The 25,661-nt window shown below is 44.9% G+C and carries 24 protein-coding genes; 9 read left to right on the top strand and 15 right to left on the bottom strand.

Annotated elements, in window-relative coordinates; genetic code table 11:
- The first annotated feature begins 28 nt into the window (after positions 1-28).
- A complete protein-coding gene (locus tag GL182_RS20940) occupies positions 29-532 on the top strand; it encodes a hypothetical protein (RefSeq protein WP_163381750.1) in 504 nt (167 codons plus the stop codon).
- A 34-nt stretch (positions 533-566) separates the two neighbouring features.
- Positions 567-1,526, top strand: a complete 960-nt coding sequence (locus GL182_RS20935; RefSeq protein ID WP_163381749.1) for a sodium-dependent bicarbonate transport family permease — start codon at positions 567-569, stop codon at positions 1,524-1,526.
- 51 nt (positions 1,527-1,577) lie between these two features.
- Here GL182_RS20935 and GL182_RS20930 read toward each other — a convergent pair whose 3' ends face one another.
- From GL182_RS20930 to GL182_RS20920, 3 genes are read right to left on the bottom strand one after another with little or no spacing between them, the layout of a single operon-like run.
- Positions 1,578-2,465: a DUF5777 family beta-barrel protein gene (locus tag GL182_RS20930; protein ID WP_240469913.1), complete on the bottom strand. Its 888-nt coding sequence runs from the start codon at positions 2,463-2,465 to the stop codon at positions 1,578-1,580.
- 3 nt (positions 2,466-2,468) lie between these two features.
- On the bottom strand, positions 2,469-3,017 hold the full coding sequence (locus GL182_RS20925) for a YceI family protein (protein ID WP_163381748.1): 549 nt from the start codon (positions 3,015-3,017) through the stop codon (positions 2,469-2,471).
- The gene (locus GL182_RS20920; RefSeq protein ID WP_163381747.1) at positions 3,014-3,505 is read right to left on the bottom strand and encodes a ubiquinol-cytochrome c reductase iron-sulfur subunit; all 492 of its coding nucleotides are present in this window, start codon (positions 3,503-3,505) and stop codon (positions 3,014-3,016) included. The genes GL182_RS20925 and GL182_RS20920 overlap by 4 nt, the downstream gene beginning before the upstream one ends.
- Positions 3,506-3,671: 166 nt before the next feature.
- Here GL182_RS20920 and GL182_RS20915 point away from each other — a divergent pair, with 166 nt between their 5' ends.
- A complete protein-coding gene (locus GL182_RS20915; RefSeq protein ID WP_163381746.1) occupies positions 3,672-4,640 on the top strand; it encodes a hypothetical protein in 969 nt (322 codons plus the stop codon).
- Positions 4,641-4,672: 32 nt separating this feature from the next.
- Here GL182_RS20915 and GL182_RS20910 read toward each other — a convergent pair whose 3' ends face one another.
- Positions 4,673-5,521 (bottom strand): alpha/beta hydrolase, encoded by an 849-nt coding sequence (locus GL182_RS20910; protein WP_163381745.1) that lies wholly within the window; start codon positions 5,519-5,521, stop codon positions 4,673-4,675.
- Between the two features lie 155 nt (positions 5,522-5,676).
- Here GL182_RS20910 and GL182_RS20905 point away from each other — a divergent pair, with 155 nt between their 5' ends.
- Positions 5,677-6,801, top strand: a complete 1,125-nt coding sequence (locus GL182_RS20905; protein WP_163381744.1) for a DegT/DnrJ/EryC1/StrS family aminotransferase — start codon at positions 5,677-5,679, stop codon at positions 6,799-6,801.
- A 113-nt stretch (positions 6,802-6,914) separates the two neighbouring features.
- Positions 6,915-7,196, top strand: a complete 282-nt coding sequence (locus GL182_RS20900) for a TIGR03643 family protein (RefSeq protein WP_163381743.1) — start codon at positions 6,915-6,917, stop codon at positions 7,194-7,196.
- Positions 7,197-7,226: 30 nt separating this feature from the next.
- Here GL182_RS20900 and pgi read toward each other — a convergent pair whose 3' ends face one another.
- Positions 7,227-8,873: a glucose-6-phosphate isomerase gene (pgi, locus tag GL182_RS20895; protein WP_163381742.1), complete on the bottom strand. Its 1,647-nt coding sequence runs from the start codon at positions 8,871-8,873 to the stop codon at positions 7,227-7,229.
- Between the two features lie 555 nt (positions 8,874-9,428).
- Here pgi and GL182_RS20890 point away from each other — a divergent pair.
- Both GL182_RS20890 and GL182_RS20885 read left to right on the top strand, forming a co-directional pair.
- A complete protein-coding gene (locus GL182_RS20890) occupies positions 9,429-11,531 on the top strand; it encodes a tetratricopeptide repeat protein (RefSeq protein WP_240469916.1) in 2,103 nt (700 codons plus the stop codon).
- 194 nt (positions 11,532-11,725) lie between these two features.
- Positions 11,726-12,385 (top strand): MCP four helix bundle domain-containing protein, encoded by a 660-nt coding sequence (locus tag GL182_RS20885; RefSeq protein WP_163381740.1) that lies wholly within the window; start codon positions 11,726-11,728, stop codon positions 12,383-12,385.
- Positions 12,386-12,396: 11 nt separating this feature from the next.
- On the opposite strand, the gene GL182_RS20880 is transcribed toward GL182_RS20885, so the two are convergent.
- The 6 genes from GL182_RS20880 to GL182_RS20855 form a co-directional block, all read right to left on the bottom strand.
- Positions 12,397-13,875: a sodium:solute symporter gene (locus GL182_RS20880; protein WP_163381739.1), complete on the bottom strand. Its 1,479-nt coding sequence runs from the start codon at positions 13,873-13,875 to the stop codon at positions 12,397-12,399.
- Between the two features lie 30 nt (positions 13,876-13,905).
- Complete coding sequence (locus tag GL182_RS20875; protein WP_163381738.1) at positions 13,906-14,838, bottom strand: dihydrodipicolinate synthase family protein; 933 nt, start codon at positions 14,836-14,838, stop codon at positions 13,906-13,908.
- Positions 14,839-14,904: 66 nt separating this feature from the next.
- Entirely contained in the window at positions 14,905-16,077 is a 1,173-nt protein-coding gene (locus tag GL182_RS20870; protein ID WP_163381737.1) for a sialidase family protein, read from the bottom strand.
- Between the two features lie 258 nt (positions 16,078-16,335).
- Positions 16,336-17,931 (bottom strand): fucose isomerase, encoded by a 1,596-nt coding sequence (locus GL182_RS20865; protein ID WP_163381736.1) that lies wholly within the window; start codon positions 17,929-17,931, stop codon positions 16,336-16,338.
- A 121-nt stretch (positions 17,932-18,052) separates the two neighbouring features.
- The gene (locus GL182_RS20860; RefSeq protein ID WP_163381735.1) at positions 18,053-19,264 is read right to left on the bottom strand and encodes an FG-GAP repeat domain-containing protein; all 1,212 of its coding nucleotides are present in this window, start codon (positions 19,262-19,264) and stop codon (positions 18,053-18,055) included.
- 7 nt (positions 19,265-19,271) lie between these two features.
- The gene (locus GL182_RS20855; RefSeq protein ID WP_163381734.1) at positions 19,272-19,919 is read right to left on the bottom strand and encodes a hypothetical protein; all 648 of its coding nucleotides are present in this window, start codon (positions 19,917-19,919) and stop codon (positions 19,272-19,274) included.
- 502 nt (positions 19,920-20,421) lie between these two features.
- Between GL182_RS20855 and GL182_RS20850 the strand changes: the two genes are divergently transcribed.
- Both GL182_RS20850 and GL182_RS20845 read left to right on the top strand, forming a co-directional pair.
- A complete protein-coding gene (locus tag GL182_RS20850) occupies positions 20,422-21,789 on the top strand; it encodes a Gfo/Idh/MocA family protein (RefSeq protein ID WP_163381733.1) in 1,368 nt (455 codons plus the stop codon).
- Positions 21,782-21,952, top strand: a complete 171-nt coding sequence (locus tag GL182_RS20845; RefSeq protein WP_163381732.1) for a hypothetical protein — start codon at positions 21,782-21,784, stop codon at positions 21,950-21,952. The genes GL182_RS20850 and GL182_RS20845 overlap by 8 nt, the downstream gene beginning before the upstream one ends.
- A 276-nt stretch (positions 21,953-22,228) precedes the next feature.
- Here the strand turns inward: GL182_RS20845 and GL182_RS20840 are convergent, their stop codons facing one another.
- The 4 genes from GL182_RS20840 to GL182_RS20825 all read right to left on the bottom strand — a co-directional run bounded on the left by GL182_RS20840 (position 22,229) and on the right by GL182_RS20825 (position 25,653).
- Positions 22,229-23,695: a Gfo/Idh/MocA family protein gene (locus GL182_RS20840; RefSeq protein WP_163381731.1), complete on the bottom strand. Its 1,467-nt coding sequence runs from the start codon at positions 23,693-23,695 to the stop codon at positions 22,229-22,231.
- Positions 23,696-23,876: 181 nt separating this feature from the next.
- A complete protein-coding gene (locus GL182_RS20835) occupies positions 23,877-24,110 on the bottom strand; it encodes a VF530 family DNA-binding protein (protein ID WP_163381730.1) in 234 nt (77 codons plus the stop codon).
- A 159-nt stretch (positions 24,111-24,269) separates the two neighbouring features.
- Positions 24,270-24,986, bottom strand: a complete 717-nt coding sequence (locus GL182_RS20830; protein WP_163381729.1) for an energy transducer TonB — start codon at positions 24,984-24,986, stop codon at positions 24,270-24,272.
- A 178-nt stretch (positions 24,987-25,164) separates the two neighbouring features.
- The gene (locus GL182_RS20825; protein ID WP_163381728.1) at positions 25,165-25,653 is read right to left on the bottom strand and encodes a hypothetical protein; all 489 of its coding nucleotides are present in this window, start codon (positions 25,651-25,653) and stop codon (positions 25,165-25,167) included.
- Positions 25,654-25,661 lie beyond the last annotated feature (8 nt).

Genomic DNA, 25,661 nt, shown 5'->3' with positions numbered 1-25,661 from the left:
TTTTCGCAGGAAACAAAAATAAAACTCCATGCAAAAAAATCTTTATTTAGTTTGTCCTACCCATCAGCTGGAAGCCTATATCCAAAGTAAATTTGGAAGTCACCATTTATTTTTGACGGCATTGGGAAGTGTCTTTCGATTCGAGGAAGTCCGCTTTGTCGAAAAAGTAGCCGATTTCCTGATGCAGGATGCCATAGATCGCATCACCATTGTTCATGACCTGAACTGTCCTTTTAAAAATAAGATCATCAACCACGAAAAGGGCCTGCACTCCTATGCCGAAGAGTATCTTTTTGAAATATACATTGATCACTACTACCGCATCAATCAATTCGAATCAAGGAAAGAAAAAGCCAGAGAAATGGCATTGATCCATTCGGAAAACCTGACCCATACCCTTTACCATCACCCCTTACTTGAAAAACCCATCCGGCAGAAAGGTATCGCCATCAACAGTTTACTGGTGGACTGGAAAACCAATCAGTTGGAAAAGGTGAACACAAGCTTTTCCACCGCTGGTACTGCCGCCTGACGATTGTCTGTTTTCAAACTCAATATTAGCAACTATGGATATAAAACTACTACTGGAAAGCCTTACCAACCCCGCTTTATTGTTCTTTTTTTTGGGAATATTGGCGGTTAAGTTTAAAAGTGATTTAAAAATACCTGAAAATTCATCCAAGTTCATATCCCTGTACCTGCTTTTCGCCATAGGCTTTAAAGGTGGACAGGAATTGGCGCACAGTGAATTCGGAATGGGCATATTGTGGGCGATCGCCTTTGGAATTGGCACGGCCTGCCTGATACCCATTTACACCTTCTTTGTCTTGAAAAAGCGGTTGGGATTGGAAAACGCCGGTGCCATTGCCGCCGCTTATGGCTCTGTCAGTGCGGTGACCTTTGTGACGGCAGCAAGCTTTCTGGAGATGCAGTACCTCCAGTTTAGCGGCCATATGGTAGCCATCATGGCCCTAATGGAAGCTCCTGCCATCATTATCGGCGTACTATTGATCCGCTGGTTTGGCAATGGAAAGAGCGGGCAAACCAGCTTATGGGGAATACTGAAGCATTCCATTACCAATGGCAGCGTATTTTTAATTATTGGTAGTCTGATTATCGGTTTTCTCGCCAATGAACATGAGGCGGAAGGTATCAAACCTTTTACCACTGACATTTTCAAAGGTTTTCTGGCCATTTTTCTGCTCGATATGGGTATCAGCAGTGGAAAAAAACTGAAGGATTTCCTGCAATCCGGTTGGTTTACCACTGCCTTTGCCATCGTTACCCCACTTGTAAATGGCGTATTGGTAGCTTACCTGAGCAGCTGGGTGAGCCCTGAACCCGGAGACCGCTTCATGCTGGCCATACTGGCCGCATCGGCCTCCTATATTGCCGTACCCGCTGCCATGAAGATGGCTGTACCCAAAGCCAACCCCGGTATATTCCTGCCCATGGCCCTGGCAGTGACCTTCCCGGTAAATATCACCATAGGCTTCCCCCTATATTTTATGGTCATCAATTTATAAGACAAGCCATGACAGGAATCTCCGTCCCCCGGGTAAGCAGTTAAGAAAAGCTTATCTGGATCCGGTGGCAAAGATACGGTTGACGTTAAAGCCCAACCTGAAACCTTCCCCTGGTACCCCATTACCTCCTGCGAGCAGGTATTGCTCATTCAGGGCCTGAGAAGTGACAAAATACATTTGAAAAACATGCCCCCCGGCTTCAATGTCTATTCCAATACCCACATTACTTCTCAGGTCACTGTTTAAATTAGGCATCCATTGCAGTGTCAGTGATGATTTTCCCGTCAGCTTAAATTTACCTGATATGCCCAGGGCCAGGTAAAGATTTTGCTCCCCTTCCATTAAATAGGCTGCCATCGGCGCATTGAAGTAAGCCAGGGAAGGGCTTAGCTGAACACTGATTTTATCGGAGAACTTTCTGGCAAGTAGCAGCTGGAAGGCAAAACTACTTCTTTCAGAAAAATCAGGGGCATCTTCCCGTAGAAAAGTGTAGTCGACCGTATTGACCCCTGCGGCAGCCACCAGGGACAAAGAAACCGGCACAGCCCCGCTTTTTTTCTGTCGAAATAAATGGTGCCTGCCATACAAATTGTAAAACTTATCCCTGCCGGACCGGGAGGCTCCCAGAGAAAACCGGTCATCGAAAGCATACTCGAAGCTGAATTGAATATTGGCTCCATTGTCCAGGCCATACAAGTTTCTAACGCCTTCTTTTAACGGCCCGAAGGTGTGCATGATGGCAAAATGAAGGGTTTTTTCCTCCAGTGGCTCTACTGTCAGCAGGTTGATCTGCCGGGGCGCATGAAAAATAAGCTCCACTTCCGGATCAGCCGTTACCAGTTTTCTTTCCAGCTGTGCCAGTGCATTTCCATAAAACAGCAACAACAGCAGGGGTAAAACCAGCCTTTTGACCATACGATTCACAAACAGTTGATCCATGATTTATTTTTTTAATTTAGCTTTGATTTTCACTTGCTGGGTTTCAGATAATTCGTAAAACATCACCTGGGGAATGGCGATATCAAAGTCACCCAGCTTCACTTCAAAATTGGCCTCAAGCAAGATCTCATTGGGGCCAAGCGGAGTTAGGCTGCCATCCACTTCCAGGTACCTTTCCTTGCCATGGATTTTAAAAACCCCCATGGCTTTGACTTTCTGGGTTTGATTTACTTCGAAGCTTACTGCTCCCTGCATTTTCCCCGTAAACTCAGCAAAGGGATATTTTTCGGTTTCCAGGTAATTGTCCCGCATGTGACGGTCTCTGAGGCCGATACCGGTCTTCAGGGTATTCAGGTCTACATAAAAATCAACCAGATTTTTTTCCGGGTCCAGCAAGCCATGGAGCTGGTCAGATTTCCCTGTAAATTCATTCAATGAGGCCTGCGACAAAAAGCGCACTTCTCCCTCAGTAGTTTTGAATTCCTGTGCCTGGACCTCCCCCACCATCAGCAGGTACATCAGGGGCAATAGCCATAACCGCCTCCACTTCATGACAGGCTGATGATCAGGTTTCCATTTTCTTCCGTGACGGCATAGGAGGTCAGGGGCTGGGTAGCCGGTCCATTGATCACCCCTCCCTGCGTATCAAACCTGGAACCATGACAGGTGCAGGTAAAAACCTGATTACCAAATGTCCAGTTCCTGTCACATTGGGAATGTGTGCAGACGGATGTAAGGGCGCTGTACTGATTGTCAAGGTTGACTACCAATAACCTGGCTTCCCGGATCAGCATCCATCCCCCCGAAGCCAGCAAACCTTCATTTTTGGCCAGGTCAATGGTGACTTGCTGGTTATTGACCAGGATACCATCTTCATTCTCCTGTTGATCATTATCGGGAAGCATGTCCTCCTCATTGCTACAACCGGTAAAGAATGCTGCCCCGAAGAGAGACATGATCGATAACGAACCGGCCCTGTTCAGGAAGTCCCTTCTTCCGGATTGAAGCCTGCCTTGTTGAATCTTTCTATTTGTTTCCATGCCCCCATTTACGCAACAAACCAGCGCAGTGGATTGCAGCCAGGTAAAAATTTATCCCCCTATGCCCCGGACTCCACTTTTAGCACCACTGTCTTTTCCATTAATTGATTTTTTGGTTGCAATTTTCCACAGCCAGACTTACTTTTCAGGACACAATTTGCTCCCTATGAAAAGCTCTTGCGCCTGTTTACTTTGGATATGGTTTCTTCTTCATCCGCTTCCTGATTTTGCTCAAAATGCCAGGTTGCCGAAAGTGGCTGATTTCGAGGTAGCTTTTAATGGCCTCGCAGCGTCCCCAGATAGAATCACTTTTACGCATAACCTGTCCTTTGATCAGCAGGGTGGCCATTTACAAGGCATTCAGCGCTACCGGGAAAACACCCTTTATTTAAGTGGCAGCTCGTCCAACTACAGTTACCTCATCAGCGGGGATCTGGAGCAAAAGCGCCTTACTGCAGTAGACACCCTCCTGCTCTCCCCGTTTCGGCATGCCGGTGGATTTCAAATTTATGATCGGTTTCTGGCAGTAGGCATAGAAGACAACCAAAAAAGAGACCTGTCGAAAGTAAAGGTTTACGACCTGGAAAAGGACAGGCCCTGGCAAAACCCTCTGGTGAGTCTGGAAAGAAAAGGTGCACCTGAAAGGGTGACTGCAGGTGCAGTGGGCTTTACCGCTTTCAAAGGCAAGATGTGGCTTTTGGTAGCCAACTGGGACAGCCGGGTGTTGGATTTTTATGCCTGTTCTGAGCAGGACTTTTATGACGGAAACATTGATTTCCGGTTAAAAATGAGTATGGAAATGAGCGGGCAAAACCGGCAGGACTGGGTCAACCCGGATTGGTTATCTTACCAGAATCTCAACCTTTTTACGGATGCAAAAGAACAATTATACCTGGCCGGAACTGCTCAAACTACAGATGGAAAGCAGGTAGCAGATCTTTTTCGATTGACCCCAGATCCGGACAATCCACTACTTATTAAAATCTCCAGCAAAACCTTTCTTCCCAGTGAAACGGTCAATTTTAAGGCTGCAGCAGGGCTACAAATCACAAGTGAAGGCAGGCTTTTACTTTTGGGGGCTCCCTACCAAATAGCTGATAAAACCGTTATAGATGTGTTTTCTCAAAGGAAATAAAGGTCCTGGCAATTACCCTTCCTTCCCCTGGATCACCTGGTGTTTTTCACAAAGTCCCTAACCCACCTGAAAGCCCTTCCAGGAGTATACAAAAACTGCACGATCATGGGCACATGTCTTTTGTTTTTTTGAATTCTAAAGTCAGGTTCAGGATCAAAACGGCGGTAAACCTCCATAAAGCGATCGGTTCCTTCCAGGATACTTTCGTAGGTTTTACCTCCCATTAAAAATATCATGGGAGGCATGTCCTCGTGTAAATAATAAATGGGGGATGTGGCTTTCCATACCTCAGGATCATCTGTAAAGGTCCTCAGATGCGAGGTTCCCGGGGCATCATTTTTTTCCCGGAGATAATGGTACATGTCCAGGCCGGCTGCGTCTATAAGTGCTGCCCCAGCTACCGGACTTTCCACTCCCAGGCTATCAAAATAAACATCTCTGACAGCCACCAAACTGGCCAGGTGCCCGCCCGCAGAATGGCCCGAAACCACTATTCTATCCGGATCTCCGCCATAATCAGCAATGTTACCTGAGACCCAATCCAGGGCTTTGGCTACTGCCAAGCCCATGGAGTGGATTTTAAAATCCGGACTCAGGGGGTAATCAATGATTACCGTTACTATTTCTCGTCGCGCCATCCTTCTGCCCAGAAACCCATACCGCTCTTTACTCCCGGACCGCCAACTGCCTCCATGGACAAACACCAAAACCGGTAGCAGTTCATTGCTTTTTCTGGGATAAAAAATATTCAATTGTTTTTCGGGCAATTTACCCAAAAAACCCTCTTCCATAAAGGTGATGTTTTCTGAAACCGTTATTCCCCTAAGGGAGCAGGAGCCCAAAATCAATACCGATAAAACCAATAAAACAAAATGCCGCATAATTGCTTTTAAATAATGTACGCTGTTGCGTCATGAATAGACCATTAGGAATACCTGGGTCAGAAAAACACTTTAATTCCAGTTTGCACTGCTCCATGCTTGCTTCGGTCCTTAAAGCTTGCCTAATTTAGCGCCTCAATTCATAATATCACGGTATGACTACCAAAAACTTCATCAAGTTTTTAGATCTGAATGCGATCAACAGGCGTTTTGAACCGCAGCTCAGCCAAACCATCCAGGAGGTGGTACAAAGTGGCCGGTACCTGAGGGGAGAACAAACTGCGGGATTCGAAAAAGAATTTGCTGCCTATATCGGGACTAAACATTGCATAGGGGTGGGAAACGGTACCAATGCCCTGGAAATTATCTTTCGAGCCTACCTGGAAATGGGGCTGCTCAAAAAAAATGATGAGGTACTGGTCCCTGCAAATACTTTTTTTGCCACTTTTCTAGCCATCATCAATCAGGGCTTGATCCCCGTTCCGGTAGAACCAGAACTCCCGACTTTCCTATTGAAGGCCACTGCCATAGCAAAGCTCATCAATCCCAGGACCAAAGCCATGGTGATGGTCCACCTTTATGGCAGAAATGCCTACCATGAAAACATCCATGCCCTGCTGAAGGCCAATGGTATCCTTTTGATAGAGGACAATGCCCAGGCCGTAGGAAGCCAATTCCTTGAGAGGAAAAGTGGTAGCCTGGGAGATGCTGCTGCCCATAGTTTTTATCCGGCAAAAAACCTGGGGGCTATGGGAGATGCCGGGGCGATTACCACCAATAATGACCAATTGGCGGAAATTTCCAGGGCCCTGGCCAATTATGGCAGCCTTACAAAATACCAATTCACCTATTCCGGCACCAACTCTAAAATGGATGAGATACAGGCTGCCGTATTACGGGTAAAGTTACCCTACCTGGAAGCGGACAATACCCTGCGTAACCGGATGGCCATGCGCTACATTTCTCAGATCAGTCATCCGAAAATTCAGCTACCTCAGCCAGCCAAACCCGCAGAACCCTACCAGCATACCTGGCATCTTTTTACTATTTTGGCAGCGGAAAGGCAAAGCTTAATGACCTACCTGAGAAAGTATGGAGTGGAAGCGGCCATACATTATCCCATTCCTCCACATCAACAGCCGGTATTGGAAAAATCTTTTCAAGGTAGCCTACTGCCCTTGACAGAAAAAATTCATAGGGAAACCCTCAGTTTACCGCTGCATCCAGCCTTGCAGGAAAAGGAGCTGGAATTCATAATTGACCTGCTGAATCGTTGGTAATTCAGCCCCATCTGTTGGACAAGGTATGTTTGGCCAGGATTCTTTATACACCAGCCCAGATTGATCTTTTTCACCCCAATCAAACCATTTGGCCAGCTAAAAGTTTACCATTAATGAATCCATTAAATCAGCTGACGGATAGAGAAAAGGACCGGATCATCGAAATGGCCTGGGAAGACAGGACCCCTTTCGATGCCATCTTCCACCAATTTGGCATACCCGAAAAGGTAGTCATCAAATTGATGCGCCGGGAGATGAAAGAAAGCGCTTTCAAAAGGTGGAGAAAAAGGGTTCAAAACCGAAGTACAAAGCATGAAAAGCTCAGAACAAACCTGGAAATAAACCGCTTCAAATCCTACCGGCAGAAAAGCATCAGCCAAAACAAAATTACCTGATCAGGGATTCAACCTTGCCGTCCAAGCCTATCAATCCTTCCTGAACTCCTTAAATGCATTGATCAATCCGTTAGTAGAAGCGTCATGTCCACTCACCTTTTCCGGTGCGGCCAATTCCGGCAAAATGGTTTTAGCCAATACTTTCCCCAGTTCAACCCCCCACTGGTCAAAGCTGTAAATGTTCCATATCGCTCCCTGCACGAAAATTTTATGCTCATACATGGCAATTAATGCGCCTAAAGTCGCCGGATTGATCTTTTTCACCAGAATGGAATTGGTAGGTTTGTTGCCATCAAAAACACGGTGCGGGGCAATTTTCTCGATGGTGTCGGGGGATTTCCCTTCTTTCTTCATTTCTTGCTGAACCTCCTCCAGCGACTTCCCATTCATCAAAGCTTCTGTCTGGGCAAAGAAATTGGACATCAGTTTGACATGGTGATCGCCTACCGGATTATGGGTTTGTGCAGGCGCAATAAAATCGCAGGGAATCAGTTGGGTACCCTGATGGATCAATTGGTAAAAAGCATGCTGCCCATTGGTTCCGGGTTCGCCCCATATGATGGGTCCGGTGGCATAGCCTACCTTATTCCCTTGCCGGTCAATGCATTTGCCATTGCTCTCCATATTCCCCTGCTGAAAATAAGCTGGAAAACGGTGCATGTATTGATCGTAGGGAAGGATGGTTTCTGAAGCTGCACCTAGAAAATTGGTGTTCCATATACCGATTAAAGCCAGGAGAACCGGTAGGTTTTTTTCAAAGGGTTCATTGGCAAAGTGCTTGTCCATGGCATGGGCACCTTCCAGCAGCTTACGGAAATTATCAAAACCCACGGAACAGGCGATGGTAAGGCCGATGGCCGACCATAGGGAATACCTGCCCCCTACCCAATCCCAAAACTCAAACATATTATTTAAATCAATCCCGAATTCCCTCACGGCATTGCCATTGGTAGACATGGCTACAAAGTGTTTGGCTACCTCACTTTTATCATGCGCATTTTCCAAAAACCAGTCCCTGGCTGTATGGGCATTGGTCATGGTTTCTTGCGTGGTGAATGTTTTTGAAGCAATAAAAAACAAAGTGGTTTCGGGATTTACCTGTTTCAACACCTCAGTGATATGAGACCCATCTACATTGGATACGAAATAGGCCTTAATATGAGGAAATTGGTAGGGTTTTAAGGCCTCTGTGACCATTACCGGACCCAGATCACTCCCACCAATACCAATATTCACCAGGGATTTTATGGGCTTACCCGTATACCCCTTCCATACACCCTTGGCCACTTTTTCAGAAAAAATCCTCATCTTCTCCAATACCCTGTTTACATCCGGCATGACATCTTTTCCATCCACATATACGGGGGTGTTGGACCTGTTTCTCAGGGCGGTATGCAGCACAGCCCTGTTTTCTGTTCCATTGATGAGCTTACCATCAAACATGGAAGATATGGCAGCCCTGAGTTCCGTTTGATCTGCCAGGTCCAACAAGGATTTGAATACATCTTCGTTGATCCTGTTTTTAGAAAAATCCAATAAGATATCTTTAAACCTGACGTGAAAATTGTCAAATCTTTCCGGGTCTTCTTCAAATAAAGTTTTGATCTCTAAAGGGGATTTTGAAGCAGCTATAAGTGCTTTCCACGCATCAGTGGTAGTGGGGTTGATATCCTTCATTGCATTGAGTTTTCAGGTACAAAACGTAAAGCTAAAAATAAAAATGCAAGCATCTAAATAACAATTTTATTTTGTCAACGGGGAAAGGACGCATCCAGGATCCGGGCAGCATAAAGAATAAATAGGTAAGAAATCCAAAACCCGAAATGAAGGAACATACCAACAATTTTTTACAACTGGTATACAATACTTTACGTTTATTAGCTTTATATATGAGGATGCCATGTTTCCATTCAGAAAATTCAAATACAAGAAAATCTTATTTTTATTCATTTTTTAACTGAAAATAGCTATAAATCAAACCATAATGAATAAATTAGCCTGTCCAGTAACAAGAGAAGATATAAAAAAAATACAGATCTTTTTGGTTTATAAAGGTTTAAAATTTCTTTACCAGGTTTAAATTTGTTATATTATTAAACTGATAGGTTTACGGTTCTGAGGATTTGAAATTCAAATTGAGAATACCTTTCATATTTGAAAAAATTATCAGAACAGCATCATTTTTGCAACAAAATTCACGTATTCAAACAAAAAATACGAAAAAACTTGAAAGTGTTTTTGAATTTCAATAAGTTTTTTTATGCTTCTGTACTTTTTGCAGTGGTATTGTTTTCTCATTTTTCTTTTGGTCAAAAAAGAGAAGTTGATTCGCTTAAATCAAGCATTCAGTTATTGGAAAGCAATGAAAATTTTTCTCCGGACAAGCCGTACATAGATCTGCTTAACCGGGCCGGAGAGTTGTATTACAATTTGAATCCGGACAGTACTTTTTTACTGGGGATGAAAAGCCTGGAAGCCAGTGAAAAGGTCGGATATAAAGATGGAATAGTAGATGCCTACAGGAACATCGGTGCGTTTTACAACATCCGGGGTGAATATACACAGGCGATGAATTATTTCAACGAAGGGCTCAGCCTGGCAGAGGAAAATCAGTATTGGCTGGGTATGGCCAATATTTACAATAGCATGGGCTTGAACCATTATGACAGAGGTAATTTTTCGGAGGCCGTAGCGCATTACCTCCAGGCTTTGGAAATCAAGGAAAGGCACCTCTCGGAAAATGAACAAAGCAAAACGCTAAGTAATCTGGGATTGGTCTTTGCCGACATGGATGAATATGAACAGGCACTGAATTTTCACAACAGGGCCCTTGAAATCCGCAAAAAGTTAAATAACAAACTTGGAATGGCTTCCAGCCTGGCCAATATTGGACTCATCTACAAGAAAAAGGGGGATTTGGAAGATGCCCTGGAAAGTTTTACTTCTACCCTGGAAATCGGTAAGGAGCTAAAAAACAACCAACTGGCTTCAGTAAGTCATTTCAACTTAGGCGAAATTTTGCTCTCGCAGGGGGACTATGAGGGTTCCCTGTTCCATTTTGAAGCCGCCCTTGAAGTGGACACTGAAATGGAGGACAAAGCAGGGATTAGCGATGACTTGCTGGGTATAGGAGAAGTTAAGGCCAAACTGGGAAATTTAGCAGAGGCCAGGAAATCCATTCAAAGAAGCCTTGACCTCTCCATGGAAAGTGGCATTAAAAGCAACATAGCAAAAAGTCACTTCTTGCTCTCTGAGATTTTTGAAAAGGAAAGGAACAGCAGGGAAGCATTGTACCATTTCAAATTGCACACGGCCTACAAGGACAGTGTCCTCAACCTGGAATCGGAAAAGCAAATCCAGGAAATCGCTGCCAAATATGAGTTTGATAAAAAAGAAGCGGCGATGCGGCAGGAGCAGCGGGAAGTTGACTTGGAAAATGAAAAATTAATGGAAAAGCGGCTCCGTATCGGCTTCAGCATTATTTTAGTCATTTTATTGATTGCTTTTTTTATAGCATTAAGATCGATCAGGTACCAAGTAAAAGCCAAAACCCTGGTTACCCAACAGAAAAACAGCCTGGAAGCCCTTAACAAAAAAATCCTACAGCAAAAAAAGGAAATAGAAGAGGTTGCCAAAAAGCTTTTTGAGGTCAATAAAACCAAAGACAAGCTGTTCAGTATCGTAGGACATGACCTTAAAAGCCCTATCAATAGCTTGAAGGGGCTGATGCAGTATGTTGTAGATGAAAAACTAAGTCAGGATGAATTTTTATTGGTTTCCACCCAATTAAGAAATGAGGTCGAGCACGTTCACTTTACCCTGATCAATTTGCTCCATTGGGCCAAAAGCCAGATGAAAGGTATCGTCACAGACACGGAAAAAGTATCTGTCAATAAAATATTGCAGGAAAACATTAACCTGTATAAACCTGTATCTGAAACCAAACAAATCCAGATCGAAGATCATTTGATTCCTGAAACCAATTGCCTTGCTGATAGGGAACAGTGTAACCTAATCATAAGGAATTTGTTAAACAACGCCTTAAAATTTACCAATCGGGGAGGAAAAATCACCGTATGCAGCAAAAAAATCAATGACACTCATTGGGAGATTTCTATTCAGGACAACGGCATTGGTATGGATAAACAAACCGTATCCAAGCTTTTTCAGCCTGTCATCAGGGGCAAACAAAAATATGGCACTGCCGGCGAAAAGGGTACCGGATTGGGCCTTCAGCTTACCAAAGATTTTATCTTGAAAAATGGTGGGGATATCCAGGTCACTAGCGAGCCAGGCAAAGGCAGTACTTTTTCCTTTACCTTACCCATGGCATAAGGCCTCATTTGAAATAATATGCCGGTTTCGGATTGGTAAAATGGTATAATTTTTCTTTATTTATGAAGCAGGAGTAAAGCAGGCTTTTCAAGGTAGGACAAAGCTGAAAAAGCCACCCGTAACCTGTCCATAAATAGTTGAGGCTTTGTTTAGTTTGCATGCAGAGCGGTAACCCATTTAAATTACCTAAAAATATGAAGGATCCGGATTTCAAAGTGTTTAAAATTAAAATCGCTATTGCTTTAAGCCTTGTATTGTTCTTAATATTTGCAAAAAGCCTCGTGGACAAAAGTAATGTAGATGAGTTGGAAGCCTCCTTCGTTACCGTGTATGAGGATCGGCTGGTGGTGCAGGATTATATCTTCAACATCACCGAATTGCTTTTCCGCATGCGCTTGCTGGTGGCCAATACTGAATCCCTGGATCAATACCTTTCCATCAAGAGCCAGGTAATGGATTACCATGACCAGATATTGAATATTATCTCAGATTTTGAAAAAACCCACCTCACGCCTAAGGAGTCGGATTACTTGCAGGAATTCAAAAGTCTGGTCCGGGATAAGCTTGAAATCGAAAGCTATTTTTCCGGTTTGGAAAAGTCTGATCGGAATTACCAAAGCAGCATGGAGAAGTTCAATACTGATTTTGAAAAGGTTTTCTATGACCTGCGCGAGCTTTCGAAAATTCAACTCCGGGAGGGAGAGAAACTCACCAACCTCAGCTACAGGATCAAAGCCCGTTCTGATATCTGGCTTCAATTTGAATATGCGGTGCTTTTTGTGCTCCTGATCATCATCAGTATGTTGATTTATTCATCCAGAGGAATAAGGAAAAAAGAAACCTATTCCAATTAAAATAGAGGTGTTCATTTCTTATTGGCCCAGGCCGAAAGCAAAAAACCTACCAGAAAAATAACCAGGGTACCAAATACAATGGTCAGGTTGGCATGGAAGGTGCTTCTGAATACTGCCCCTTCCTCCAAAATCACCGGAGATAAACTCATCCATCCTATGACCAAAACACCCAACACTACCCCTATGGCTGCATAGCTGCGTTTGATGTTTTTTCCAATAAATCCAAGCAGAAACAAGCCCAGGATACCTCCACTGAAAATTGCCGAAAGTGCCCACCAGGCATCCAAAGCACTTTTCACGCCATTGAAAGCAATGGCCACCACTATACTCAGCAAACCCATGGCCAGGGAGGCAATAACCAAAACCTTCATTTCAGCTTTCTCCTTTAAATCGGGTGAAATGTATTTTTTGAAATGATCCGTTAAAATGATAGTAGCCGAACTATTGATACTGGTAGATATGGTACTCATGCCTGCTGCAAAAATAGAGGCAATCAACAGACCGGTCATACCTACCGGCAGACCGCTAACTATGAAGAATGGAAACACCTTATCCGCCTGGTCTCCTTCTTTAAAAGCCTCCGGCAACAATTCCGGCATGGCCTGGTAATAGGCAAACAAGGCCGTGCCAATAAAGAAAAACAAAAGCGAGACCGGAACGTACAACAAGCTTCCCAACAGGGTGGATTTTACTGCTTCCTTGTCCGTCTTTGCACTGAGATACCGCTGTACATAATTCTGGTCCACACCAAAATTCTGCAGGTTAATAAAAAGGCCGTAAATCAAAATTACCCAGAATGTGGCCTCCGAAAGCCCCCATCCAAAACTTCCCAGGCTAAACTTGTCATGGGCGGCTGCAATGGTGAACACCTGACCCGGACCCTCTGGCATGGAAAAAAAAATAATGACCAGGCATGCCACTGCGCCTGATATCAGAATGATCCCCTGTATCGCATCTGTCCAGATCACTGCTGCAAAACCTCCCATAATGGAATATATCAATACACTGATACCAGTCACCACGATAATGACGGGAATGCTCCAACCAAACAATACATTCATGGGTAATGCCAGTAAATACATGATAGCACCCATCCTGGCCAGCTGGGTAAGCAGGTAACAAATAGAGGCATAGGTCCTTGCCCAACTTCCAAACCTGGTTTCCAGGTAATAGTAAGCAGAGGGACTTTTAATCCCCCTGTAGAGTGGTACAAAAAACTTCACCGCCAATATGGCAGCAATAGGAATGGATAAGCTGAAAACAAAGCCATTCCAATTGGACAGGTAAGCATTTCCGGGCAAAGCCAGGAAACTGATACTACTGACAAAAGTAGCAAATATGGACATCCCTATGGCCCAGGACGGAAGCTTTCCCCCTCCAGTGATAAAATCGGTAGACGAGCGTTTTTTATAATAAAAAGAGGCGCCGAATAAAACTATGGCCAACATGTAAACTAAAAAAACAATTAAATCAATGAGGGGTAATTCCATGCTTGTGATTTTTATAATATCCAACTAATTTCAGGCATATACCTTGTAAGCTTCTAATTCCTTTAAATTTTTCTCCACCTGCTTCAATTCGGCCTCTCCGAAGGAGCTCAGGGGGGAGGCCAGGTATCCTGTACCCAATCCCAATATTGCCATGGCAGCTTTCAATCCTTTTAGAAAACTGGACCCATAGCTCCCCAGGGCATAGACCTGAGCAGAAATTTCCATGACCATTTGCTGCAGGCGAGCCACTTCTTCTAAATCTCCCCTTTCCGCTGCAGTATACAAATCCACATAAAGCCTGGGAAACAAATTGGCACCACCACTGACTCCACCATGTCCGCCCATCAGTACCGCTGATGCCATCATTTCCTCAGGACCCACCAACAAGGTGAAATCTGACCTGTCTTTAAAAGCAAAAAGCATGGCATTAAAATACACTGCATTTCCAGAGCTATCCTTCAATCCCAGAATATTGGGATGCTCGGAAAGGGCAACTACGGCTTTTTGGGTGAGCGTGGTCTTGGTATGAGAAGGCATGTTGTACAGGTAAAGGGGCAATGGCAGCGCATCAGCCAGCTTGGTGAAATAGGCAATCAGTTCACTTTCTCCCAAACCAAAATAATAGGGCGGAGCAGCTACCACGGCATCGGCTCCTTCATCCGCTGCCACCTGGGCCAGAAAAAGGCTTTCGGCAAAAGATGTATCTGTCACTCCTACAAGCACCGGGACGCGACCATTAACTTCCTTGCAGGTCACTTTAATCAATTCTTTCCTTAAGCGGTAAGAAATGTTGGTACATTCTCCTGTGGTACCTAAAACAAATAATCCGTGAACCCCTCCTTTTAGCAGGTGAGAAATCAGCCTGCTTGTACTTTGATGGTCTAACTGATGGTCATCCTGAAGCAAGGTAGCCATAGGAGGTATGATCCCTTTCAAGGGTTTATTTTTTAAGTCTATTCGCATTTTTAAAGTTTATCTGTGCTGAAAAATAGGACCGGTAATGCAGGCTTACCATTATCCAAAAACCCTTTATATCTTCTCGGGATCAACGACCACATATTTGACAGTTTCCCTATTGTAGGTATAGGATATATGTACCCGTCCATCCTTGCTTTGAATGATGGCAGGATAGCTGTAACCCGCCTTATTGGGTTCGTTTTCCAATGTCATAAAGGGTTCCCAATTTTTACCATCTGATGAAATGGCCAGGTTTAGGATGTTCCTGCCCTTGGGTTCTTCCCCTTCTTTGGTACTGTGATTATAAACCAGGAGATGCCTGCCATCTTGCAAGGTAACCGCATCTGTACCAGAATTTGGATTAGGTAAGGAAGTGGCAGCCATCTCAGACCAGGACCGGCCCTGATCCCGGGACCAACTTTCTGAAATTACATCCTGCCTGGTCCTGCAGAGCACCTGCAATTCACCGCCATCATGTATCAGGATGCTTGGCTGTATGGCATCAAATGCCACCCCATCATTGATGGGCCCTACTACCTCCCAGGTCTTCCCGTTATCCTCACTGATTTCAAAATGCACTTTCCAGTAGGTCTCCCCGTCCTGTTCCAGCTCGATACTGGAAGGACTGATAATGGTGCCGTCTTCCAGCTGCTCCGGTTTGTTTTTTACCGGTCCTATCAGGTGACCGATGGCCGGATCTTCTCCTAATTTTTGCGGTGAAGACCAGGTCTTGCCTCCATCGGCTGAGCTGACCAACATCCCCCACCAGTCCCTAGGGGTTGGTCCAACTTTATAAAACAACAGGAGAGGCCCATCTTTGGGTTGAAACAATACGGGGTTCCAGCAAGGATAGCGTAAAGTGTCGTTCTGAACGCCATTGACTACCTCCTCCGGCCAGGACCATTGCCCGTTTTCCAAATGACTTACCCTGATGCCCACATCCGGATTCCTTTCGTGGGTTCCCGAAAAAAAAGCTGCCACAATTCCGGTAGGAGTCTCTACCAGTGTGGAAGCGTGCACCTGAGGGGTGGGCCGGTTATCCAAAGGATAAATCAGTTCAGCATGAACCAAAGCTCCCTCACCCACCTCGGCTTTTGGTGGCAGGTGATAATTTCCGGTAATATCATTATTAGCTTCCTGCTGATCACTATTGGATTGGTCGTTATCGCCTCCATTACCGCAGGCAGCAATAAAAAACACCAGGAAAATCTGGAGAAAATTTGAAATCGGGTTCTTACTTTTCATGTGTCTATAATTTTTTTTTAAGCGGCCACATAGCCTGTCCCGATACTAAATCGGGAGAATCTTTGACGATTAAAATAATCATTGCCCTGTGTGTTTAATGATGATTTTAATCGTTTCGATTTCATGTTTTAATATTAGCTTTTCAATGGTCAAAACTTGTCAGGAACTAAAGGCCGGGGTAGGCTGTCCCAATTCCAAAAGGGGAGTATCTCCCCATACTTTTCATCTCCCTGTCTGCGGATCTCATTATACCCGATATCATAGGCCACATAGGGCTGTTTTTATTCCCAATTCGTTCATGGCCGCCGCTTTCGCATAACAGGCCTCCAGGGCTTTTTCTTTATCGGTAGCATAGACTACCTGTATGTGGTTGGCCTTGTGCCTGGCCATCATCTGGTCACGGCTTACTCCCTCCAGAATACCATGCATGACCGGCCATTGAGGCGTCGTCATTTCCCATCTTCTCCGGGTTTCTTCTGGGGGGAGTGCTGCCACCCGGCCAATGCCCAAATCGCAGTGCAACTGATCATTCATAATAAACACCCTACTCCAAACGATATGGCCGGGTCTGCTTATACCCTTCAGGCTTCCCCCCCCCAATTTAAAATACATGGGGGGTTGCCTTTCACTACTGGCGCCAGCATAGCCGTCGATAAAATGAGAAGGAGGTGCTGCTCCGGAAATCAAAAACACCCATACAAAAACCTTCTCCCCATCTAACATAAAATCCTCTCCATACCTGAGATCATGTAGGGTATTGTCTCCGGATAAACCCAGTTTCTCCCATAAACGATAGGTGATCAGGCTATCCAATCCTGCGCATTCATCCACCTCATTAAAATGAGGTAGCGCCCTGCCCGGTAATATTTCTCTGCCTTCTTTTGTAAAGGCGGGTGGACGATCGGTCGTATTCAACAGGCCTTCCGCCAGATCACTGGCCACTGCCAGGTCCTTCAGGCCCTGCTGGTATTGAATGCCGATGGTATCACAGCCAAATTCATCAGCCAGCCTTAAAGCAGCCAGGTACATCTTACATTGTTCCAGGGTTTGCTCTCTGGTCAATTCGGATTCAGGGTCTTTCCCCCATTGAAAACTAACTCCCTTTTCAAGCAACCATTTCAGTACTTCTTCCGCCTCCCCATCCTGTATGGTTTGCATGGCTGCATAGAGCCCGGACTGGCTTAACCTTTCCTTAAAAATTCCGGTTAGATGCAAGAGTTGATCAGGTATGATGGCATTAAACATCCCCATACATCCTTCATCAAAAACCCCCATGATGGCCTTTTCCTTTCTGAATGACCGGGCAAAGCTCTCTCCTATTTCTACCGCATTGCCAGGGGCCTGCCGAGGATCAAAGTCCTTTACATGACTGAGATCATGGGTAATTTTGCCGGAATGTAACCACTCCCCGAGACCATGAAGAAAAAAATCGTCTGTAAAATCCTTACTCCAAAGGGTAGAATAAGTTACCCCAGCTTTGGTCAGGGAACCGTTGAGGTTGAGCATCCCTACCAGACCGGGCCATTGCCCGCTCCAATTGGCCAGGGTAAGTATGGGACCCTTATGAGTGGTAAGTCCGGGGAGAACATGGTGAGAATATTGCCACACGCTTTCGGCCACAATGATGGGTTTATGGGGGTCCAATTCCCGAAAGACCTGCATGCCCATTTTTTGAGAGTCTATAAAGCCATGCCCCTTATCTTTATCAAAAGGATGTGCCCGGGTGACCTTGACACCTAACCTATCCAATACCTCTTGCAGGCTGCTCTCCATTTCCTTTTGTGCCTGCCAGCAAGTCCGGTTGGCGGACAACCTCAGGTCCCCACTGGCAACCAGATAAACTTCTTTGATCATTATCTTTGGTTTATACTTAATTTATTTGAATTTATTTCAGTTTTAGCCTCCGGCAGTATTACTGGAAAAAGACGCTTTCAGGCCCTTACACCCTTCAAAAAAAATACTACCGGCCATTTACTTATTTTAGTGGATTTTCGTACCAGATGACTCCCAGCCCGCTCTTGCTTCCATCCTCAGCGGTTTCTTCCGAAGTCAATACATCCAGATCTCCGTCTCCATCCATATCTATCAAGGTTATGAAATCATACTTCACCCCATCCAGTCCACTGATATCCAGCACCTCAGGGGAAGCCCTTTGGAAATCCAGTAGGGCTATTACCCCTGATTTACCCAACGCACCTTCAAAGGAGGCCAGCAAGTCCTTGGTACCATCCTGATCTATATCTGCCACCCGCACAGATTTTCCCCTGTACCCGGATCCTTCGGGATAAGGAATGACTTCTTGCTGCCATTCTCCTTTCTCTCTTATAAAGTGTATCCATCCATTTACCAAATCCGGTACAATTATATTAGGCAAATGGCTGTTTTCATCTGCATACAAACCCATAAACATGGGCTCCCCCTCCTGCAGGCCAATAAAATGGTTTTTCCAAGGTTGATCAGCGGTACCAGGGCCTGGGTTTTCCAGCCACCTTAGCCCCCGCAAGTCTCCCTTCCGGTCTGTAATCAGCAAATCCTTTCGCCCATTATGGTTCATGTCTATCAATTCGATGGACATGATCCAACCCGCCTCCGAAATCTCATGGTACTCCCAGGCTTCCATGTTTCTGGGATCTTCGGGAGAAGCCAACCAACCTATGGTCCCGCTTGGATTTTTGGAACCCACTATCAGGTCTAATCCATTTTTGCCATCTATATCCATTGCTCTTCCAAACATCCATTTGGATCTACCTACCGTCTCGGGAAAATCAGCTGATTTCCAGGCCTGGCTGTTTATGATGTCACTTTCTTCTTTTGGCCCCCAATGAACCGTAACCCTTTGGTGATTGCCCTCAGAAAGTGTAATCAAGTCCTGCCGTCCATCGCCATCCAGGTCTATGGCAAAGGCATCCTCCACATCCGGAGCCTTCACCTCCACAAAAGGCCATGCTGCCTTCGCGTTTTCCGGCTGAAAATACAGCCTGCCAACTCCACCCTCTTCCCAACCCACAACTACATCCAATTTGCCATCGCCATTTACGTCTGACATTTTAGATCCATCCGCTCCAAGGGAGGTATTGTCTATGCGGTGCATTTTCCATGGGGTAGTGCCGCTGTTACTTTTCTCTCGCTGTCCATGAGAGATAAGGGGCATTAATAGCAAAATCAACAACTTGATACAGTTATTCATGATGAGCTTATTCTATTTCTACGTTGGCAAACCAGGCTTCTTCCAGTGTTTGAGGCTCATGGGAACAGATAAATATGCCCAGGAATACTTTTTTATCCATGTCCGGCATGGTTTGCGCACCAATGAGCTGATATTCTCCCTCCTTTTCAAGGGCACCTTTCAGGATGAATTCATTCCCCTTCCGCTCCAGCATAAGAAATTGGTAATGGCTTTCAGGGGCAAATATTTCATCTTCCGGATCCCGCATGGGCATTCCCTTTTTTGTTCTCCATTGCAATACGGTAAGTCCATCTCCATGAAGGGTGCCAGAGATATGCGCCGCATTATCAGCAACATCTTCCCTGACCATGATGCCAATTTTCCGGTGGGGATCCTTCCCTTCGCCGGTAAAACCCAGCTCAGTCTTGATAACAAAATCCCCCCGTTCCGCTCTGAAAAGGTAATGAAACTCATCCCTTTCAAACCAAATGTTATAACCGGAACCTTTCAAGGTATATTTTCGCTCCATCTGATCATAGCTGGAACTTCCTTGAATGGCTGGATTTCCTATATCCAGTGATTGCTGAAACAGGCCCAAATTGTTTTCCAGACAGCCCTGGGTGAGCAGGCCTATCAATGATAAAATTAAAATGGGTTTAATTTTCCCGGACGCCATATATGATGAGTTTTCAATCTGACAATTTATTCCCTGTTTATAATAAATCAACCTAAAGCTATGGATAAGGGATGCCTGTTCTGGCTTGTTCGCTACACCATTTATTTTTATTCTTTATCTGCGCCTCAAGCCTTGCCAGCAAGTTAACCTTTTTGAACGCGAAGTATGCATTAGCCTGTCTGTTACGATTCCCAATGCATAGTCCAGGTTAAACTTTCGCCAACCGGCAGGCCATCCAGCTGATTCCCTTGTTTTGGTCAATTGTCCCGGCTTTTCAGATAAAGGGATTTAAGACCAACGTCCCTATTGGCTTTTAAAATGTCCACCAATGCACTCGACCTGATGCTATTCAACAGAAGATTGGGTATTTCTGAAAAATACTACAAGAATTTGCCCTTTGAAAGAAAATCAGGTGAAAAGTCATTATTCAAACCAAAAAGTAATATGCTGAGGGATAAATTTTATATATTGACTGATTAAAACAGATAAACTCACTATTTCAATGAACCCTTTTAAAATCGACAGAAGAAAATTTATCAAAGGAGGCACCGCATTAATGGCACTTAGCAGCGTAGGCGTACAAGCCATGGATTGGCAGGCCAGAAAAGCTGCCTATAAAGTTGGTCTGATCGGCACCGGCTGGTATGGCAAAAGTGACCTGTTCAGGTTGATCCAGGTCGCAGAAGTTGAGGTGGTAGCCTTAGCAGATCCTGATCAAAGATTATTGGATGAGGCGGCAAAACTGGTCAGTCAACGCCAAAGTTCAGGCCATACACCCCAAACCTACAACCATTACAGGCAAATGCTCGAAGCGCATGATCTCGACATTGTATTGGTAGGCAGCCCGGACCACTGGCATGCCTTGCAAGCCATAGATGCGATTCAGGCAGGAGCACATGTCTATTTACAAAAACCCATCAGTGTGGATGTCATTGAAGGAGAAGCCATTTTGGCCGCTGCCAGAAAATACAATAAAGTAGTACAAATTGGCACCCAAAGAAGGAGCACCCCACACCTGGTGGAGGCCAAGAAAAACATTGTGGACAAGGGCTTGCTGGGTAAAATATCCCATGCCGAGATGTGCTGCTACTACCACATGAGGGCCAATGGCAGCCCTGAAATACAGCCTGTTCCCGATTTTTTCGACTATGACCTTTGGATAGGGCCCGGTCCGATGCGGCCCTTTGATGGGCTCCCCCACAGGCGATGGTGGCGGACCATGATGGAATACAGCAATGGCATCACCGGGGACATGTGTGTTCACATGTTTGATGCTGTCAGGTGGACCTTAGGACTGGGATGGCCAAAAAGTGTTTTTGCTACCGGTGGCATATATGTCCAAAAAGGAGGAAAGTCTACCATTGCCGATACCCAAACGGCTACTTTCCATTACGATGAACTGGATTGTGTCTGGACCCACCGGTCCTGGGGTACCGCTCAGGACCCAGAATATCCCTGGGCCTATAAGATTTATGGAGACAAAGGAACACTCAAGGCTTCTGTCATGAAGTATGAGTTTATTCCTCAGGGTGGCGGTGAACCCATCAAGGGAGATGTGGTCTATGAGCGGGAAAAATATCCCGAAGATCTCAATGAAAAAGACATTGAGCTCCATGCAGCACCCGCCACCAGGGACCACATGAGGGATTTCCTCCAGGCCATCGAACAGGGAGGCCGTCCGGTAGCAGATATAGAAGAAGGACATATTTCTACCGCCAGTTGCATACTGGCAAATATCTCCATGGAATTGGGTCGCCCCTTGGCCTATGACCCTGAAAAAATGATTGTCCGGGATGATGCGGAAGCCACCCGCTTATTGAGAAGGCCATACCGGGCTCCCTTTCAGCATCCTGACCCCAAATTTGTCTAGTAAATGCAACGGACCCGGAAATGCAGCCTATTTTGGTCCTTTTTATTTTGGTCAGAGCCAAAGACTGAAAGAAGGAATCATCCTCTTCAAGGCAGAAGACCCCGGCATCCACTGCTTACACGCTGATGGTTCCCGACCTGTTTTTGAAGACTGGCAGGCCTGATCCGAATTATAACCTGCTTTTTTCGACGTCCTCTACCAATCATTGGCTAAGGAATAAAAAAAACTCCACCAATTTTTTACCGGTGGAGTTTTTTTTTATTCTCTGGATAGGAGGTTAAACCCGAATTATGAATTAGGTTTCATCACGAAGGATGAAAATGCAAGAAAATCAGGCAGTTTGAAAACTAGCGCCGCTAAGGCGAAGCTGAAAACCGCAACGATTGACTGATTTTGAAGTAATTTCAATCTGCAATAGAATTCCTAATGCCTATTCGGGTTAAACTTTAAAACCTTCCCTGTAGGTCCTTCCTACAAACTGGTTGGCTTCTTCCAAATTGGTAATGCGCATGTTTTCGCCATCCCAAAGCAATTTTTTACGGCCAAAGAATTCCGCCTGTCCATTGCTGTTTTCTCTTCTCAACATGTAGCTTCGGATAGCCAGATTACCCATTAAAACTGTTTCAGTCATAGGCCCGGCATAATCAAATGAAGAGGTAAGTCCCTTATGTTCGGCACTGTTGTATCCGGCTTTACAAGCATCCACCCACTTGCGCTGGTGGCCGTATTCCGGCTCTTCATTATCCTCGACCTCCGGACCAAATTCTGTGGTGCCGTCGTTCAGGTAAAGTTTAGGCATCAAGGGGGAGCTATCATTGATGTTGGTGGAAATGATTCCTTTTTCTCCAATAATTAATACTCCGTTAGCACTATTTTTTCCTCCAATATCATCATCTGCAGGAATAATATCGGGGTGGGAAGGCCGGATTCCACCATCACTCCAGGTCATCTCTATCGGAGCCTTGCTTTTAGTGGTGGCATCAAAATGAAGGGTAATGAATGAAGCAGGCGGACAGCCCTTTGGATAATAATCAGCCGTCCACATATCGGTGTATATAGAGGCTACACTACATTCCGCATCAGTAGGATACTTCAATCCCAGCGTTCGGAAAGGAATATCAATCAAGTGACATCCCACATCTCCCAAAGCTCCGGTTCCATAGTCCCACCAGCCTCTCCAGTTAAATGGGTGAAGGTTTGGCGTGTAGGGAATATATTCGGAGGGGCCTAACCAGAGATCCCAATGCAGGTCATCTGGCTTTTTGGAGGGCTCAGGCTCTGGAAAGGGTATACCCTGAGGCCAGACAGGGCGGTTGGTCCAGACCTGCACTTTGGCCACCTTCCCGATTTTATCCTCATCAATCCAGTTTTGCACCATATCCAGTAAAGGATTAGAGCCTCCCTGATTACCCATTTGACTCACGATCTTATGCGTTCTTGCCATCTCGGTAAGCATTCTGGCTTCCCTGATATTATGGGTCATGGGTTTTTGAACGTACACATGTTTGCCCCGCTCCATGGCATAGGCGGCGGCCGGACCATGAACATGATCAGGGGTAGATATGGTTACCGCATCAATGTCTTTTTCCTTATCCAACATCTCCCGGTAATCATGGTAGCGTTTTGCATTGGGGAAATTTTCTACCGATCGGGATGCTGAGCCTGAAAAGTCTACATCGCAGAGGGCTACTACCCGCTCTCTTCCATTGACGGATGCATTTTTGATATCACTGGCTCCCTTGCCACCTGCACCGATGGCAGCCAGGTTCAACTGATCACTGGGGGCAGTGAAACCTACGCCTCCGAGCACATGCCTGGGAACAAAAATTATGGAGGAGGCTATGGCGGCATTTTTAATAAATGAACGCCTGCCCGAATCCTGCTTTTCCTTTTTTGGTATTTTCATGGTTATTTCGAGTTATTTAATTTGGTGAAATGATTATCCTGGCAATATACATGGATCTGAATAAATATTCCCTTCTTTTATATACTTACTCAGCCCGGTTTAAGGCAATCAAAAAAGGAAAAATTTCCTTTGGAGGTCTTAATGTACAAATCAAAATGCTTTTTTTCAGTTTATTGGATGATCAGGGTTTCTCCCTGCTTTTAGATTGCAAATACAATTCCTCCACTTTACTTCTCGCCCAGGGTGTTTTCCTCAAAAATGTCAAACTGGATTTGATCGAGGGATTATTGGTAAAACACCGGATAGGAATTTGATCTCCCAATGCTTTCCAGCCATAGGCATCCAGCAAATACTCCAATATATCTACCAATCTGATCCCATGTAGCGGATTTTTGGGTTGCTCTTCTTTTTCCATAAGGCTAAAATAAGGAAATTTCAGTTTTTTCTCTAATGAAAACCGTTGGCTTTCCGTTAAACGCCACATCCATCCCTGAGGCAGACTTGCCCTAGAACAAAAAAAAACCGGGCAAAGGGATCTGCCCGGTCTGAATTAGAATATCCAAACCTTGATGCCTTACCTGATAAGGGATGGCAAGGTTGGGTTCTTTTCAAAATCAAAGGTGATGGGTAATACCGAAAGAGAGGCTACCTGCACATTGTCAATGGCTGCAGGCTCCCAATCTCCGGAAGTTGCTTTCAGCGCACTTATGGCTTGCTGCTCCAGGTCCTCCAAATACATTTCTACAGAAGTATCGATATTGCTGGAGGTAGTAGCAAAAGGTATGGATCCATTTTCATCGACCACAAACTTGATAAAGATGGTGCCTTCCAGCCCCCAGTTTTTGGCCTCGTGCGGATACTCCAAATTGCTCAGAACACTGGTTTTCAGTGCCTCCTCACCACCTTTGAATTCCGCTTCTTCATCCACAGAATAGAAAACGCCCATCCGATTGGCAGTTGTTTTCATTTTGTTCCTGTTGCTTTTCAGGTCAAATAAGACTACCTCTAATTTTTTTCGATCCATGTCATTGTCCACTCCTGTGACCACTACATCCTGAAGTTTTCCATCATCCATTTTATAAGAATAGGAAAAAGCAGGGTAATTCTTTACGATCTCATTGATCTGGATCAGGTAATTCATGTTTCTATCTTCCAATCTCTCCAGTTCACTTTCTGACAAGCTTTCTCCTTTTTGTTGTGCTTGTAAGGGAGAAAACAGGATCAGCAAGATCAAGGCTGTTACCAGACCTGATATTGACTTGATTCGATTTAATCTCTCTAAAATATTCATGACAATTATTTTTTTTTAGTTTAATATTTGGTTCTTATCCATCTGCTGATGGAAAGAACACTTAAAATATTGAACTGCTTTAAATTCGGTAAGAAAAAGTCCAAACTGCATGCCAAAAAGACTGTAAAAATCTAAATAAAAGAATAATCCACGGAAAAATTAATTCCAACTTAAAATCCTACCAAACATCAAGGATTTTGATTTCCTGACCACGAAAATTTGACATGTCCCCCCTTTTTTTTCCAATCAGGGTTTGAATCAATGGGGAGTTGACCGATACCAGCTGGATCTCCCTGCCCTCCAGCTCAAGTTTCCCCAATGAAACAGCCACCCAGATCCAGCCCAGGTTTAATTCAATCAGTGCCCCCTCACCCACCTCCGTTTGAGGTTTGTTTCCAATTTTCCTCAACAAACCATCCCATTGCTTCACCAAGGCCCACTGTTTTTCCAGCATATTTCTGCTTTGGTTGATGCTTTCCCTTCCCGTTTCATATTTATCCCCAGCACTACTTTTAGTTTCTGATCGGCTGGCTTCCTGTAGTGCAGCCAACTGGGAATTCAAATCATCCATTTTTTCCTGAACCACTGCCAAAGCACTGCTTTGCAATTTTCCTTTCCATGCGCTTGCATCTGGTAAAGAATGGTCCTTATCCTTGATCGAACTCATCTCCGTAA

Source organism: Cyclobacterium sp. SYSU L10401 (assembly GCF_010993705.1).
Taxonomy (GTDB): Bacteria; Bacteroidota; Bacteroidia; order Cytophagales; family Cyclobacteriaceae; genus Cyclobacterium.
The sequence above is the reverse complement of the archived record's forward strand: the minus strand, read 5'-3'. Positions and strand labels throughout refer to the sequence as shown.